Origin of the sequence: Pigmentiphaga kullae, from assembly GCF_004216695.1 — a bacterium.
Classification (GTDB): Bacteria; Pseudomonadota; Gammaproteobacteria; order Burkholderiales; family Burkholderiaceae_B; genus Pigmentiphaga; species Pigmentiphaga kullae.
Genome location: NZ_SGXC01000002.1, coordinates 440,757 through 455,744, shown reverse-complemented (window position 1 = coordinate 455,744; position 14,988 = coordinate 440,757). Strand labels below are relative to the sequence as shown.

Annotated in this window: 14 protein-coding genes; 7 read left to right on the top strand and 7 right to left on the bottom strand. The window is 65.5% G+C overall.

What is annotated here, in order from left to right; all coding sequences use genetic code 11:
- The first annotated feature begins 46 nt into the window (after positions 1-46).
- The 3 genes from EV675_RS16525 to EV675_RS16515 are packed head-to-tail and all read left to right on the top strand — an operon-like array spanning position 47 to position 3,382.
- Positions 47-1,243 (top strand): CaiB/BaiF CoA transferase family protein, encoded by a 1,197-nt coding sequence (locus tag EV675_RS16525; RefSeq protein ID WP_130358331.1) that lies wholly within the window; start codon positions 47-49, stop codon positions 1,241-1,243.
- Complete coding sequence (locus EV675_RS16520) at positions 1,240-2,151, top strand: hydroxymethylglutaryl-CoA lyase (RefSeq protein WP_130358330.1); 912 nt, start codon at positions 1,240-1,242, stop codon at positions 2,149-2,151. Before EV675_RS16525 ends, EV675_RS16520 begins: the two co-directional genes overlap by 4 nt.
- Before the next feature lie 43 nt (positions 2,152-2,194).
- A complete protein-coding gene (locus tag EV675_RS16515; protein WP_130358329.1) occupies positions 2,195-3,382 on the top strand; it encodes a DUF2863 family protein in 1,188 nt (395 codons plus the stop codon).
- Positions 3,383-3,400: 18 nt separating this feature from the next.
- Here EV675_RS16515 and EV675_RS16510 read toward each other — a convergent pair whose 3' ends face one another.
- On the bottom strand, positions 3,401-4,396 hold the full coding sequence (locus tag EV675_RS16510; RefSeq protein ID WP_130358328.1) for a bile acid:sodium symporter family protein: 996 nt from the start codon (positions 4,394-4,396) through the stop codon (positions 3,401-3,403).
- 323 nt (positions 4,397-4,719) lie between these two features.
- On the opposite strand from EV675_RS16510, the gene EV675_RS16505 reads away from it, so the two are divergent.
- On the top strand, positions 4,720-5,442 hold the full coding sequence (locus EV675_RS16505) for a glutathione binding-like protein (protein ID WP_130358327.1): 723 nt from the start codon (positions 4,720-4,722) through the stop codon (positions 5,440-5,442).
- Positions 5,443-5,475: 33 nt separating this feature from the next.
- On the opposite strand, the gene EV675_RS16500 is transcribed toward EV675_RS16505, so the two are convergent.
- Together EV675_RS16500 and EV675_RS16495 are read right to left on the bottom strand one after the other, a co-directional pair.
- On the bottom strand, positions 5,476-6,153 hold the full coding sequence (locus tag EV675_RS16500) for an LrgB family protein (RefSeq protein ID WP_130358326.1): 678 nt from the start codon (positions 6,151-6,153) through the stop codon (positions 5,476-5,478).
- Positions 6,150-6,551: a CidA/LrgA family protein gene (locus EV675_RS16495; RefSeq protein WP_130358325.1), complete on the bottom strand. Its 402-nt coding sequence runs from the start codon at positions 6,549-6,551 to the stop codon at positions 6,150-6,152. Before EV675_RS16495 ends, EV675_RS16500 begins: the two co-directional genes overlap by 4 nt.
- Before the next feature lie 94 nt (positions 6,552-6,645).
- Between EV675_RS16495 and EV675_RS16490 the strand changes: the two genes are divergently transcribed.
- The 3 genes from EV675_RS16490 (at position 6,646) to efp (ending at position 9,368) form a co-directional block, all read left to right on the top strand.
- Complete coding sequence (locus EV675_RS16490; protein WP_130358324.1) at positions 6,646-7,578, top strand: LysR family transcriptional regulator; 933 nt, start codon at positions 6,646-6,648, stop codon at positions 7,576-7,578.
- The gene (earP, locus tag EV675_RS16485) at positions 7,578-8,678 is read left to right on the top strand and encodes an elongation factor P maturation arginine rhamnosyltransferase EarP (protein WP_130358323.1); all 1,101 of its coding nucleotides are present in this window, start codon (positions 7,578-7,580) and stop codon (positions 8,676-8,678) included. Before EV675_RS16490 ends, earP begins: the two co-directional genes overlap by 1 nt.
- 132 nt (positions 8,679-8,810) lie before the next feature.
- Positions 8,811-9,368: an elongation factor P gene (gene efp / locus EV675_RS16480; RefSeq protein WP_130358322.1), complete on the top strand. Its 558-nt coding sequence runs from the start codon at positions 8,811-8,813 to the stop codon at positions 9,366-9,368.
- A 210-nt stretch (positions 9,369-9,578) separates the two neighbouring features.
- Here the strand turns inward: efp and EV675_RS16475 are convergent, their stop codons facing one another.
- The 4 genes from EV675_RS16475 to EV675_RS16460 form a co-directional block, all read right to left on the bottom strand.
- A complete protein-coding gene (locus EV675_RS16475) occupies positions 9,579-10,031 on the bottom strand; it encodes a DUF1178 family protein (protein ID WP_130358321.1) in 453 nt (150 codons plus the stop codon).
- 105 nt (positions 10,032-10,136) lie between these two features.
- Positions 10,137-11,993 (bottom strand): diguanylate cyclase, encoded by a 1,857-nt coding sequence (locus EV675_RS16470; protein ID WP_130358320.1) that lies wholly within the window; start codon positions 11,991-11,993, stop codon positions 10,137-10,139.
- Between the two features lie 70 nt (positions 11,994-12,063).
- Positions 12,064-12,501, bottom strand: a complete 438-nt coding sequence (locus tag EV675_RS16465; RefSeq protein ID WP_130358319.1) for a low affinity iron permease family protein — start codon at positions 12,499-12,501, stop codon at positions 12,064-12,066.
- A gap of 91 nt (positions 12,502-12,592) precedes the next feature.
- A complete protein-coding gene (locus EV675_RS16460; protein ID WP_130358318.1) occupies positions 12,593-14,374 on the bottom strand; it encodes a hypothetical protein in 1,782 nt (593 codons plus the stop codon).
- Positions 14,375-14,988: the final 614 nt, after the last annotated feature.

Here is a 14,988-nt window from a genome sequence, read left to right as displayed (position 1 = left end):
GTTTCGGGTCACACTGTCGCCCAGCCATTTCTCCGCGAGACCTCCCATGCCACGGCAAATCCTCGAAGGCATCCGCATCCTGGAACTGGGCCAGTTGATCGCCGGCCCGTTCGCCGCCAAGACACTGGCCGATTTCGGCGCCGAAATCATCAAGATCGAACCGCCCGGCCAGGGCGATCCGCTGCGCAAGTGGCGCATGCTGCACGAAGGCACCTCGGTCTGGTGGGAAGCACAGTCGCGCAGCAAGCAATCGGTATGCGTGGACCTGCGCCAGCCCGAAGGGCAGGAACTGGTGCGCAGGCTGGCCGCGCAGGCCGACGTGCTGATCGAGAACTTCCGCCCCGGCGCCATGGAGAAATGGGGCCTGGGCTGGGAAGCCCTGCATGCGCTGAATCCCCGTCTGATCATGCTGCGCGTCTCGGGCTACGGCCAGACCGGCACCAAGCGCGACGAGCCGGGTTTCGCCGCGATCGGCGAAGCCATGGCCGGCCTGCGCCACCTGACCGGCGAACCGGGCCGCCCGCCCGTGCGCGCGGGGCTGTCGCTGGGCGACACGATCGCCGGCCTGCACGGCGCAATGGGCGTGCTGCTGGCGCTGTACGACCGCGACGCGCGCGGCGGCCAGGGGCAGATGATCGACACCGCGCTGTATGAAAGCGTGTTCAACCTGAGCGAAAGCCTGCTGCCCGAGTACTCGGTGTTCGGTGCCGTGCGCCAGCCGGCCGGCGGCGCGCTGCCCGGCATCGCGCCTTCGAATGCCTACCCCTGCGCCGACGGCGAGTACGTGCTGATCGCCGGCAACGGCGACGGTATCTTCGTGCGCCTGATGCGGCGCATGGGGCGCGGCGACCTGGCAGACGATCCCGGCCTGGCCCGCAACGACGGCCGCGCACAACGCGCGGCGGAACTGGACGAGGCCATCGGCGCCTGGACCCGCACGCTGGACAGCGGCGCCGTGCTGGCGGCACTGCGCGAGGCCGACGTGCCCGCCGGCCGCATCTACAACGCCCGCGACATTGCCCAGGACCCGCACTACCGCGCCCGCGACATGATTCAGGAGATCACCTCGGCCAAGGGCCTGAAGGTCGAGATGCCCGGCATCGTGCCCAAGCTGTCAGCCAACCCGGGCGCCATCCGCCACCGCGCGCCGACCCTGGGCGAACACACCGACGCCGTGCTGCGCGGCGCGGGCCTGGACGACGAGGCATTGCGGACGCTGCGCGGCAAGGGAGTGATCGCATGATCGAGATCAACGAAGTCGGGCCGCGCGACGGGCTGCAGATCGAGCCGGCCTTCGTCGCCACCGACGACAAGGTGGCGCTGGTCGATGCGCTGTCCGACTGCGGGTTCGCCCGCATCGAGGTCACCAGCTTCACCTCGGCCCGCGCCATTCCCGCGCTGGCCGATGCCGAGGCCGTCATGCAGCGCATCCGCCGCCGGCCCGGCGTGGTCTACACCTGCCTGGTGCCCAACCTGCGCGGCATGGAGCGCGCGCTGGACAGCGGCGCCGACGAGCTGAACCTGGTGATGTCGGCCAGCGAGACCCACAACCAGGCCAACCTGCGCATGACGCGCGAGCAATCCACGGCCCAGCTGCTGGCCATGCTCGAGCGCGCGGGCCAGGCCGGCGTACCCTGCAACGTCTCGCTGTCCACCGCCTTCGGCTGCCCGTTCGAAGGCGACATCGCGCCGTCCGAGGTCGAGCGGCTGGCGCGGCTTTTCGCCGGCGCCGGCGCGGCCGGCATCACGCTGTGCGACACCACCGGCATGGCCTACCCCACGCAGGTGGCGGACCTGGCCGCGTCGCTGGCCGCCCTCCTGCCCGCCTCCATCCCCTTGACCCTGCACCTGCACAACACCCGCGGCATGGCGCTGGCCAATGCGCTGGCGGCCTGGCAGGCAGGCATGCGCCGCTTCGACGGCGCCGTGGGCGGCCTGGGCGGCTGCCCCTATGCGCCGGGCGCCAGCGGCAACGCCAGCACCGAGGAACTCGTCCACATGTTCGACTGCATGGGCGTGGACACCGGCGTCTCGCTGGCCCCGCTGATGGAAGTCGTGGCCGCCCTGCCGCGCCTGGTCGCGCGCGAAGTGCCCAGCCAGTTGCTGGCCGCGGGACCGCGCCTGCGCACCCATCCGGCGCCGGGGAGATAAACTAGCGGACTCGAACAATCATTCCGTCAGCCGCGACCCCTCCATGCCCCGTTCCCGCAGCACCTCCTCGTCCCGCCTCAACCGCGATGCCGAAAAACTCGTCTCGCTGTCCCTGTCGCTCAACGGCTCGGGCAGCCGGGTCGAGGATCGCTATTGGGAAGGAGAGCTGGGCACGCTGCTGGAGAAGCTCATGCACGGCGGCCAGGACGCGACCATCGAGGCCGCGCTCGAGGTCCTGTACCAGCGCAACGCCGGCGCCTACGAGATCCTGGTCGAGCAGGCCGAGACCCTGTCGGAATCGCTGACGCTGCAGAAGGACGGCGTGGACCACGACGTGCTGCTGGTGGTCGCGCCGGTGGTGGCCTGGACCCGTTTCAGCATTCCCTACGGCCCGATACGCATCGGTCTGCTGGACGCGCTGAAGGCCCAGCTGCACGGCCACATCCTGGCGGCCGACGCGCGCATGGCGCTGGCGCCGGAGCTCTACAGCGTGGACCAGATGCCGCGCTCGTTCAGCGCCACCCGTCAGTGGCTGGGCCGGCTGGGCGCGCAGGCGCTGGGGCTGACGCTGCCGCGCATGCCCGCCACCGACACCGAGGTCGCGAACCTGCTGGCCGACACGCGCTACGTGGTGGCGGCCGTTGCCGTGCCGCGCGGCGCGGCGGTGTTCCGCTGGCAGGAGAACCCCGGCAAGCCCGAACATACGCGCGAAAGCTGCCTGGCCCAGTGGGAAGCGCAGGCCGCGCCGCTGTTCGCCGACCTGCTGCCCGGCTGCGGCTTCGAATGCCTGCTGCCGGACGCCTACTACGTCAACAACCGCGAGGCCGACCGGCGCGTGCGGCCGCTGTCGCTGCGGGCCTCGGTGGCCTGGCTCGAAGCCACGCTGGGCATCGCGCCCGACCAGTTGCGCGCCGTCATCGCCGCCTGCGGCGAGACCGAGGTCGAGGAATACCGCATCGGCTTCACCCAGCGCCAGAGCAACGACGTCATCTACGGTTCGGCCTGGCCGCTGTTCGGCCGCGACGACGACGATCCCGAGATGCCGGCCATGGACGTGATCGCCGACCAGTTGCGGGAACTGGGCGTGACCGACCTGCGCAAGCTGCAAGGCCTGCTGCCCCTGGAATTCTGCGACGACTGCGGCGCGCCCTACTTCCCCAATCCGCTGGGGGAAATGGTGCATGCCGAGCCCCCCGAGGACGCCGAGGCCGGCCCCGCCCATTTCCACTGAGCGGGGCGCGGCGGGCACTCAGGCCGCGCGCGGGCTGGCCTCGGACGCTTCCTCGGGACGATTCGCGTAACGGCGCGCCAGCACCGCGCACACCATCAGCTGCATCTGGTGGAAGATCATCAGCGGCAGGACGATGGCGCCCGCCGCGCTGCTGGACAGCAGCACCTTGGCCATGGGAATGCCCGTCGCCAGGCTTTTCTTGGAGCCGCAGAAGACGATGGTGATCTCGTCCTCTTTCGAGAACCCCAGCGCGCGGCTGATGTAGGTGGTGGCCAGCAGCGCCACGGCCAGGATCACCGCGCAGGCCACCAGCACGCCCGCCAGCGTCGCGGTCGAGGTCTGGTGCCAGAGTCCGCCCACCACGGCCTCGCTGAAGGCCGAGTAGACCACCAGCAGGATCGAGCCCTGGTCCACGTACTTGAGCACGGCGCGATGGCGCGCGACCCAGCCGCCTATCCAGCGGCGCATCACCTGCCCCACCACGAAGGGCAGCAGCAGCTGCACCAGGATCTTGCCCACCGCATCGAACGAGAAGGCCGCCTCGCCGGCGGTGCTCATCATCAGCTTGACCAGCACCGGCGTCAGGAAGATGCCCAGCAGGCTGGAAGCCGAGGCGCTGCAGATGGCCGCCGGGATGTTGCCGCGCGCGATGGACGTCAGCGCGATGGCCGACTGCACCGTGGCCGGCAAGGCGCACAGGAACAGGATGCCCAGGTACAGGTCGGGGGTGACCAGCGGCGCCAGGAGCGGCTTGAACGCCATCCCCAGGACGGGAAACATGACGAAGGTGAACGCGAAGATCAGCAGATGCAGCCGCCAGTGGGTGGCGCCCGCGACGATGGCCTCGCGCGACAGCTTGGCGCCGTGCAGGAAGAACAGCAGGCCGATGGCGATGTTGGTGATCCAGTCGAATACCACGGCCGTCTGCCCGGAACATGGCAGGAAGCTGGCAAGGGTGACGACGACGATCAGGCTGAGTGTGAAATTATCGGGCAGGAAACGCGGACGAGTCATGGGATGGGCCGAAAGACAAAGGAAACCTGCGCCTGGCGCCGGGCACGAGGCCTCGCGGCGCCTCCGGACGAAGCCGGTCGCTGGTCCCGCCGCAGCGGTCGTTGCGCGCTGGCGGCCAGCGGCCGGAAGGCGGATCCGGCCAAGGGTAAACACGGATTATCTTCCTTTGTCGCCCCCCTGCCCAGCCCGCATTTGGTGCAGCTGCTGTGCGCCACGGTCAAAGATCCCCGCCCGTATCCCTTCCACAAAGGCGGCCTATGGGCCACGAGCGATGGTCTTTGTCGCATAATCGCATCGAATTCGACCTCTTTCCGGAGTCCCGCATGACCGACAAGATCGCCAAGCCGGCCCAGCAGCCCATCCAGGTCTACTCCTGGCCGACGCCCAATGGCCACAAAGTGCACATCATGCTCGAGGAGTGCAAGCTTCCGTACGAGGTGACGGGCATCAATATCGGGGCCGGCGACCAGTTCAAGGAAGAGTTCCTGGCCATCAGCCCCAACAACAAGATTCCCGCCATCGTCGATCCCGAGGGCCCCGACGGCAAGCAGATCTCGCTGTTCGAATCCGGCGCCATCCTGGTCTACCTGGCCGGCAAGACCGGCAAGTTCCTGGGCAAGACCGACCGCGAACGCTACAACACGCTGCAATGGCTGATGTTCCAGATGGGCGGCGTCGGCCCCATGTTCGGCCAGGCCCATCATTTCCGGCTGTACGCGCCCGAGCGCATCGAATACGCCACCAACCGCTACACCAACGAAGCCCGGCGGCTGTACAGCGTCATGGACAAGCAGTTGTCCCGCCAGGCCTTCCTGGCGGGCCGCGCCTACACCATCGCCGACATGGCCACCTGGCCCTGGACCCGCTCGCACGCCAACCAGGGCGTGGACCTGGCGGATTTCCCCAACGTCAAGCGCTGGTTCGACGAGATCCACGCCCGCCCGGCCGTGCAGCGCGGCATCCAGGTCCTGGCCGACCAGCGCAAGCCGCAGGACGCCACGGCGAAGGAAAACCTGTTCGGCGCCACGCAGTACCAGCGGCGCTAAGAGCGCGGGGCGGCGCCGCTGGCGCCGCCGTCCTCAGGCCAGCCAGGCGCCCAACACGGGTGCCAGCAGCACCATGGACAGGCCGCTGAATATCATCAACAGGCTGGCCATCACGCCCGCTTCCTCGCCCAGTTCGCGCGCCTTGGCCGTGCCCAGCGCGTGGGCCGCCGCGCCGTAGGACGCGCCGCTGGCCAGCCCGGAGCGGCGCGGCATCAGAGCCAGGATCAATTCCCCGGTCAGCATGCCGGCCAGTCCGGTGAAGACCACGAACATTGCCGCCAGGTCGGCGTTGCCGCCGAAGCGGTCCGCCGTGGCCATGGCGAAGGGCGTGGAGACCGAGCGCACCAGCAGGCTGTGCGCGACCTCGGGGGCCAGGTGGAAAGCCCGTGCCAGCCACCATGAACTGGCCACGGCCGCCGTTACCCCAACCACCGTGCCCACGGCCAGGGCCGGCCACAGCTCACGTATCAGGCGCCGGTACTGGTAGATCGGCACCGCGAACGCGACCGTGGCCGGGCCCAGGAACCACAGCAGCACGCGCGTATCGGCCGTGTATTCGTCCAGCGAAATGCCGGTGGCCAGCAACAGGGCCAGCAGCGCGAGCGGCGTCAGCAGGATGGGATGCGTCCAGAGCCGCGGATGGCGGGCATAGAGCAGCTTGTTCAGGTAATACAGCGCGACCGTGGCCACCACGCACAGGACGATGATCATGATGCCGCCTTCGCCGGCGCGCGGCCCCGGCGCCGCCGGGCGATCCACTCCACCGTCACGGCGGTGGTCAGCATGACGCAGGCGTTGCCCAACACGATGACCGCCGCCAGCTTCAGCCCCTCGTTCCTGAGCAGGTCCTGGTAGCGCACCATCGCCACCACGGCGGGAATGAAGAACACCAGCATGTCGGCCAGCAGCCAGTGCGCCCCCTGGTCGATACGGTGCAGCGGCAGGCGGCCGCTCAGCAGCAGCGCCAGCACGGCGAACAGGCCCACCACCCCGCCGGGAATGGGCAGGGCGGCCCAGCGCACGAGGGTATCGGCGGCCCACCAGACGGCGACCAGGGCCAGGACTTGCAGGATGCGGACGGCAAAGGGCGGAAGAAAACGGTGTTGCATGATTAACTCTACGGGTATACCCGTAATTCTAGGCAGGATGATCACATTTATAAAATGAATAAAATCCATAAAGAAAATTCCGATATGGAATGAAATGGATCTGCGTGCCCTGCGGTACTTCGTCGAGGTCGTCCAGCGCCAGAGCTACACGGCGGCGGCGCGGGCGCTGTTCGTCACCCAGCCCACGGTCAGCAAGATGATCCGGCAACTGGAGGACGAGCTGGGCACGCCGGTGCTGCGCAAGTTCGGCCGGCGCATCGAGCCCACCGACACCGGCCGCATCGTGCTGAAACGCGGCCGGCAACTGCTGGCCCTGCACGCCCAGTTGCAGGCCGAGCTGTCCGACGTGCGCCAGGCCGCTCGAGGCGAACTGGTCGTCGGCACGCCGCCGCTGGCGCACCACCTGCTGGCCCCGCTGCTGGCGCGCTTTCACCAGGACTATCCGGGGATCGAGCTGCGGCTGTTCGAGCGCGGCTCGCGCTCGGTCGAGGACGAACTGAAGTCCGGCACGCTGGAGATCGGCGCCATGCTGCTGCCGGCGGACGAAAACGAATACGAGACCCTGCCCATCTGCAATTTCCCACTGCGCCTGATCGTACCCGCGTCGTCGGGCTGGGCCGGGCGTGAACGGGTCCGGCTGGACGAACTGGCGGCCGAGCCCTTCATCTTCTACGGCGAAGGCTTCGTGCTGAACGAGGTGGTCCACGCCGCCTGCGTCCAGGCCGGGTTCACGCCGCGGATTGCCGGCCGCAGCAGCCAATGGGACTTCATGGCCTCCATGGTGGCCGCCGGCGTGGGGCTCGCCCTGCTGCCGGAACTGTTCAGCCGCCAGCTGGACCGCTCGCGCCTGGCCGTGGTCCCGCTGGAAGATCCGCAACTGTGGTGGCACATGGCCTTCGCCTGGCGCCGCGGCCGCTACCTGTCGTTCGCCGCGCGCGCCTGGCTGGACCTGGCCCGCCGCATGCTGCCCGGGGACGGCCGGGCCGCGGGCGATAATGGCGTCCTTTGGGACGAGGAAAACCGCTGATGCGCGCCGACATCTTCTGCCGCGTGATCGACAACTACGGCGACATAGGGGTGTGCTGGCGCCTGGCCCGCCAACTGGCGCGGGAACATGGCTGGCGGGTACGGCTGTGGGTGGACGACCTGCCGGTCATGGCGCGCCTGGCGCCCGGCATCGACCCCAAAGCTGCCGCGCAGCGCGCCGACGGCGTGGACATCGTCCACTGGACACGTCCGGCACCGCCGCTGGAGCCGGGCGACGTCGTCATCGAGGCCTTCGCCTGCGACCCGCCCGCCGAATTCGTCCAGCGCATGCAGGACCAGGTCCGCCCGCCCGTCTGGGTCAACCTGGAATACCTCAGCGCCGAAGCCTGGGTCGAGAACTGCCATGCCCTGCCCTCGCCCCAGCCGGGCGGCCTGCGCAAGTACTTCTTCTTCCCAGGGTTCACGCCCGCGACCGGCGGGTTGCTGCGCGAGCGCGGCCTGCTGGCCGAGCGCGACGCCCTCCAGGCCGATCCGGCCGCCCGGGCCGCCTTCCTGCGCGACGCCGGCCTGCCCGAGCCGCGCGACGGCGAACGCCTGGCCACCCTGTTCTGCTATCCCGACGCCCCGGCCTCCACCCTGGCCGACGTGCTGGCGGACGGCGACACGCCCACGCTGCTGGCCATTCCACCCGGCGTCGCCCCCTACCTGGCCGCCGGCGCGCGCGGCCGCCTGCGCATCGCGCGCGCGCCCTTCCTGCCCCAGGCCGGCTACGACCGCCTGCTGTGGAGCGCCGACCTGAACTTCGTCCGGGGCGAGGATTCCTTCATCCGCGCCCAGTGGGCCGGCCGCCCCATGGTCTGGCACATCTACCCCCAGGCCGAGGCCGCCCATGTCGACAAGCTGCACGCCTGGCTGCGCCGCTACCCAGTCCCGGCGGCCGCCTCGGCGCTGCAGACCGCCTGGAACGGCGACGCCGGGGCGGCGCGCTTCCCGCAACTGCTGGCCGAGGCCTTGTCGCCGGCGGTGTTCGAGCCTTGGCGCAAGGCAGCGCACGCCTGGAGCGACACCCTGGCCACCCAGCCCGACCTGGCCACCCAGCTGGCCGGTTTCTGCACCGCACGGCAGGAAAACCACGCCTGACGCGGGCACTAGCCGGGGCACCCCATCCCGAGCTATACTGATTGGCTGCACAGGCCGTATGGCCGTCTTTTGGACATCGCGGCGCCAAACGCCGGCTGTCACTAGCGTTCCCTCCCCTAAGGTTGCTCCAGCATGAAAATCGCTCAGGAATTGCGCGTCGGCAACGTCATCATGGTCGGCAAGGATCCCCTGGTCGTCCAGAAGGCCGAATACAACAAGTCCGGCCGCAACGCCGCCGTCGTCAAGATGAAGCTCAAGAACCTGCTGACCGGTTCGGGCACGGAATCCGTCTACAAGGCCGACGAAAAGTTCGAGATCCTGGTGCTCGAGCGCCGCGAATGCACCTACTCCTACTTCGCCGACCCCATGTACGTCTTCATGGACACCGAGTACAACCAGTACGAAGTCGAAGCCGAGAGCATGGGCGACGCCCTGCACTACCTGGAAGAAGGCATGCCCGTCGAGGTGGTCTTCTACGAAGGCCGCGCGATCTCGGTGGAAATGCCCACCATCGTCGTGCGCGAGATCGTCTACACCGAGCCGGCCGTGCGCGGCGACACCTCGGGCAAGGTCATGAAGCCCGCCAAGGTCAACACCGGCTACGAACTGCCGGTACCGCTGTTCTGCGAAATCGGCGACAAGATCGAGATCGACACCCGCACGGGCGAGTACCGTAGCAGGGTGAAATAAGCCCCCCCTACGATACCCCCCCCCTACGCGCTTGCGCGCGCCCCCCAGGGGGCGTCGAAGTGGACCGGCGGAGCCGGATCCACTTCGCCTCGTCTTTCTTGGGGGCCTATGGCCCCCTTTCCCCCATAGTTTCGTCTATTGGTTGGCTTGCGCTTTTTTTGGCGCAGGGCAGGCGCAGATTCTCCCCGCTCTGCGGGACGAACAACGTCCTTATTGCAGGCGGTCGTCGTCTAGCAGGGCGGGGATGGGGGCTACGGCTATGCCTTCTTCGGCCAGGGACTGGCGTTCCTGCTGGGTAGCCACGCCGCGGATGGGGCGTTCGGGGGCGTCGCCGTGGTGGATGCGGCGGGCTTCGGTGGCGAAGCGTTCGCCGACGTTTTCGGTCTGGCGCAGGACTTCCCGTAACTGTTTCAGCATGGCCGCCTGCATGTCGGGGGACATGGGGGCGTTGGCGGGTTCGCGGGCGGCGGGTGCGGCTGGCGCCTTGCTGCCGGAGACGTTCAGCATGGGGGCCGACAATTTCTTGTCGATGGATTTGCTGTCGCACAGCGGGCAGCTGATCAGGCCGCTTGCGCGCTGCGTGTCGAAATCGGAGTGCGAGCTGAACCAGCCTTCGAAGACGTGGCCGTGCTCGCATTGCAGATCGAAAACCTTGAATGCCATGGATGATGCGCCTGTCGCCCCGGGGAACGCCTGGCGCGGTCTGTACCTGTAGAGAGTCCTATCGTACCCCAAGCCGGGGCTTGCAGCCGCGCCGCGCCCGGGCGTTCATACCGAACGCGACATCGACCCCTGCTGCGGTTCGTAGACGCAGGTGCGGTTGCGCCCCTGCCGCTTGGCGGCGTACAGCGCCGCATCGGCCTGGCGCACCAGCAGCGCCGCCGCCGTGGCGTGGCCCGGCACCATGGCGTCGACGCCGATGCTGACCGTCATCACGCCCTGCTCGCTCTTCAGATGCGGGATCCGCGCGTCCAGCGTGGCCTTGCGGATGTTCTCGGCGATCAGGTAGGCCCCGTCGATGTCCGTCTTGGGCAGCAGCACCGCGAATTCCTCGCCGCCGTAACGCGCCGCCATGTCGGCCGGGCGCCGGATGTGGGCCTGGATCACCTGGGCGATGGTGCGCAGGTACTGGTCGCCATGCTGGTGGCCGTAGTGGTCGTTCAGCGCCTTGAAATGGTCGGCATCGATCAGCAGCAGAGCCAGCGAACTCTCCTCGCGCGCGGCGCGGCGCCACTCGCGCTCCAGCGCCTCGTCGAAGCGGCGGCGGTTCGACAGGTTGGTCAGGCCGTCGGTGGCCGCCATGGCCAGCAGTTGGGCGTTCTCGGCCTCCAGGGCTTCTTCGGCCTTCTTGCGGCGCGAGACGTCGCGGATGTTCAGGATGCAGCGCTCGTCGCCCATCTCGGGCGGCAGCCGCTTGACGCTGGCCTCCAGCCAGCTCCACGACGAATCGCGATGGCGCGCCGGGAAGGTCAGCATGCGGGGCCAGGACTGCTCGTCCCCGGAGAACAGCGGCACGTAGTCCGCCCGTACGAAATCGTCGATGTTGCGCCCTTCGATATCCCCCGGCACCCATCCCAGCACGTCCTTGATGGCCGGCGAAATATAGGTGACGATGCCGTCCGCCCGGCACAGCGCGATGATGTCGGCCGAGTTCTCGGCCAATACCCGGTACCGCGCCTCGCTGCGCAAGGCGCTGCGCTCGGCCGCCAGGCGCAGCGCGAACTCCCGGCGCAGCATCCACACCAGCACCATGGTGCCCATGCACAGCAGCAGCGTGAGCATGGCGATGATTCCCGCCTTGTTGCGCCAGGCCGCATAGATATCGCCGTCGGCCATGCCCACCAGCACGATCAGCGGCAGCGATTCGACCGCGGTGAAGGAATATAGCCGGGTCACCCCGTCCGTTGCCGACACCGCCTCGTACGATCCGCTGTCCGATGCGGGATAGCGCCTGAACAGTTCGAGATCGGTCAGCTGCTTGCCCAGCAGGCCCTGCACCGCCGGAAAACGCGCCATGACCGAACCGTCGGCGCGCAGCAACATGATGGAGCCGTTCTGGCGCAGGTCCAACTGGCGGAACTGGTTTTCCAGGTGGGAGATGCGCAGCGTGCTGACCACCACGCCGCCGAAGCTGCCGTCGGGCCTGGTCACGCGGCGGCTGATGGCTATGGACCACATATTGGTCAGCCGCGAGAAAAAGGGCCGGCTCACGAAAAGCCCGCCGTCCTTCGACTCCTTGTGCACCCGGAAATAATCGCGCTGCGAGAACTCGACCCCGCGAGGCTGCACCGACTTGGAGTCGGTGACCATCCGGCCTTCGGTATCCAGCACCACCATGGTCCCCACGCCTCGCATCTGCGGCAGGCTGCCGAACAACAGCTGGTGGCGGCGATAAGGGTCCAGGCCTTCGGCTTCGGCGAGCCGCAGACCATTGAGCATGGATTGCAGAGAGAGGTCGACCAGCTCGATGTCGCGGCCGATGCCGTCGGCGACCACCCGGCCCAGGTTCACCGTGGCTTCCCTGGCCGCTCGCCTGGCATCCTGGCGGGTGTCGTATAGCGCGGCCGCGCATACCAGGCCGAAACACGCGACCACCAAGGTGGCCCATAACGTTAGCCAGCGCATGGACCAAACGATACAGGTTACAAAAATTAACCGGGACTATACATCCATTGGATGGCCCGCGGTACGCGTCTTAACGGTGATTTGCATTCTCCGGACCGGATGGCTGCCCCGTGCGCTGCTGCGCCGCCCTCTCGGCCATCGCGTGGTACCGCTCGCTCAGCCTGCGCAGGTGATCCTCGTCCATCGTTTCGATCGCGACCAGCTTGCTGTTGGCGCCCTCCTGCGCACCCAGCAACTCGTCCAGCTTCAGGTGCAGCGCCTCGCTGTCCTTGTTCTGGGTACGCTGGATCACGAACACCATCAGGAAGGTCACGATGGTGGTCCCGGTGTTGACCACCAGTTGCCAGTTCTCGGAAAAATGGAATATCGGCCCGAGCGCGGCCCAGAGCACGATGGCCGCGCACGCCATGCTGAACGCCGGCGGCGAGCCCGTGGTCCGGGTGACCGCCGTGGCGAAGCGATCGAACAATCGCCCCCGGCCGTTTTTCCGCATGCTGGCTTGATTCATCGCCGTCTCCCGTGGATGAGGACGACGGAGCCCAGCAAGCGGCGTACCCAAGAAGTTAGCTCCCTGAACTAGGCGGAATGGTCTATTGCCCTTACCCAACCATCAGCCCCGCGGCCCGAAGCTTCACCAGGATAGCGTTGAGATCTTCCCGGAGCCCGGCAACGTCGGTGGCGACGCTATCGGGTTGCGCGGCTGCTAATGAGCGAATTATCCATCGGTTGAACACCACCCCCGCCCCGAGAGAGGCCGGTCCACTCAAGGCCGTGGAGATTTCAACTGTTGTTCCCACCACTGAGATGACCACACCCCATAGCGTTGAACGACTGTTTAGGTTCACGCCAACTATATCTCCTGGCTGTACACCAGACACAGTTTCGACAACCAGAGAAGTCGTATTCAGTGCGGCAGCTATAGTCAATCTTGTTCGGACTGACAAAACGCACGTGTAGCTTTCAGTACCATCATTCTTAACCGCAACCAATCCCAACGGGGCAAAACCTTGGCTGGGGGGCGCCGTCAGAACTAGCTGTTTTTTTCCGAGTGGCCTACGTCCAGCTACTCCTCGGTATGGGTTCGAGTTTTTTGTATACCTTATAATTCGCAAATCCGTTGCATTGCTGATTGAGTCGGTCGAAGGAGAATTGCTGTACCAATAAACCCTCACAAAAACAGCGCCAGCATCAACAGCGGCTCTTGCAACGATAGCTACGGCGCTCGAGACGTTTGTGCCTGCTTGGAGCCCATCATTGACGACAACGGAAAAAACTCCTCCTGTCGTTGAGATAAAGTTCAACGATGGTGTAATCAGACGTTGATTGGAATCATAAAACTCAATTCGTGGCCTATAGCGCGCCGTCTCATCATTTAGAGCACCTGTCGGCCCAAAAGAACTCAGTCGAAAGATGTCACCTTCAACGATATCGATCAACTCTGACTCTACAAGCACACGAGCAGACTGTGCATGGGCTATCCTTAACAGATCGCATCGACGCCCGGCGCTCGGATAGAGCATCGTATCCAGGACGATATCGTTAGTATTGGTGCATGCAATGACTTCCGCATGGCGAAAATTGGCAAAATCATCCATTACAACGTTATCGAACCCATTGTCGACAACATTCACCCCTACCTTATCGAAATTTGCAGTAGAAGAATCCCACGTATTGACAACAATATTTCTTTGCGTCTCTGCGGCAAGACTAACGAGACCCTTTCCGCCCTCAAAACGAGTACCTAGCAGATAGTTATCCGTACCTACATTGAAAAGAATCGTGAATGTGCCCTCGAAAGATCCACCTGCAATCTTATTATGATTGTGGGGATAACTACCGTCAAAAATCAGATACGAACATCTTTGAAGAGAAAAGTGATTTTCATTTATCCACTGGATGGCGCTTTGTGAAATAACTGGCGCAGTGTTCAGCTCAATTTTTTCAATATGCCCTAAATGAAAAGCACAATATGCAATCGATGAATCAGACGGATTCGTTGCATCAGCCCATAGCTGCAGGTAGTTGCAATACCGGATCGAAATCTGCTGATTCTTTGCCCCCATCATTCGCAATGTTGGTATCAAGGCATTGCCATCTGCTGCTCGAAAGACGCGCCCCAGGGACTGGCTTTTATTTTCACTTGTCCCGGCATGGCCACCTATCATTACTATTGCGCTTCCCCCTACTTCTATTTCTGCAGCTTCAAAATCAAGGGAGACACGCCGCAAATTCAGATTCCCGTCGACCCTGATACGCCCACACGCGTAGAGTCGCTTGTTTGCGGCAAAGGCAGCCGCAACTGCGCTATTAATTGCGCCCGTATCATCGGTACTGCCGTCGCATTGAGCTCCGTAGTCCTTGACGTCAAAAGCGTCTTGCATCTCTGCCCCCGTATGCAACCCTTACCACACGATTGCCCGCTACACACTGCTGCAGCGGCTCCTCTTGAGAGAAAGATACCAATACTCAGCTCAACGTTGAAGCAGAAATTCGAAAAACATAGAACAAGTGGGTTGCTTTTTCTCGCCTCATTTCTTGTCACTTTTTCGAGGCAGGAGATAAAGGAAAAGGGGAACAGGTTCAACAAAAGAGAGCGCTCAAGGACCGAGCGCATGAGGGCAGCTTTTGAAGAACTGGACAACATGTGATGAGGAATTGGTGCGCCCGGCCGGAATCGAACCGGCACGCCTTGCGGCGGCGGATTTTCTTACCCGCTACTGCTCGCGCAGCCGGATTGCGCGGGGCAATGCCGTTTGGGGTCTGGACTCTGCCTTGACCATCGCGTCGCGCGGCAGGATTGCCGCGCCAGCCTTAGGTCCCCGCCGTCGAGTCTCTACACACGCCCGGCGGCCAACATCGGCCGCCTGCTTGGCTCGGCGTTCCCGTGCCAGGGGTTCGCCGAATTTGACGGGTTCTACTCCCGGACTTTCGTCCAGGGCACTCCACTTCTTACGGAAGTCCGCTACGTCTACCAATTTCGTCACGGGCGCACGGG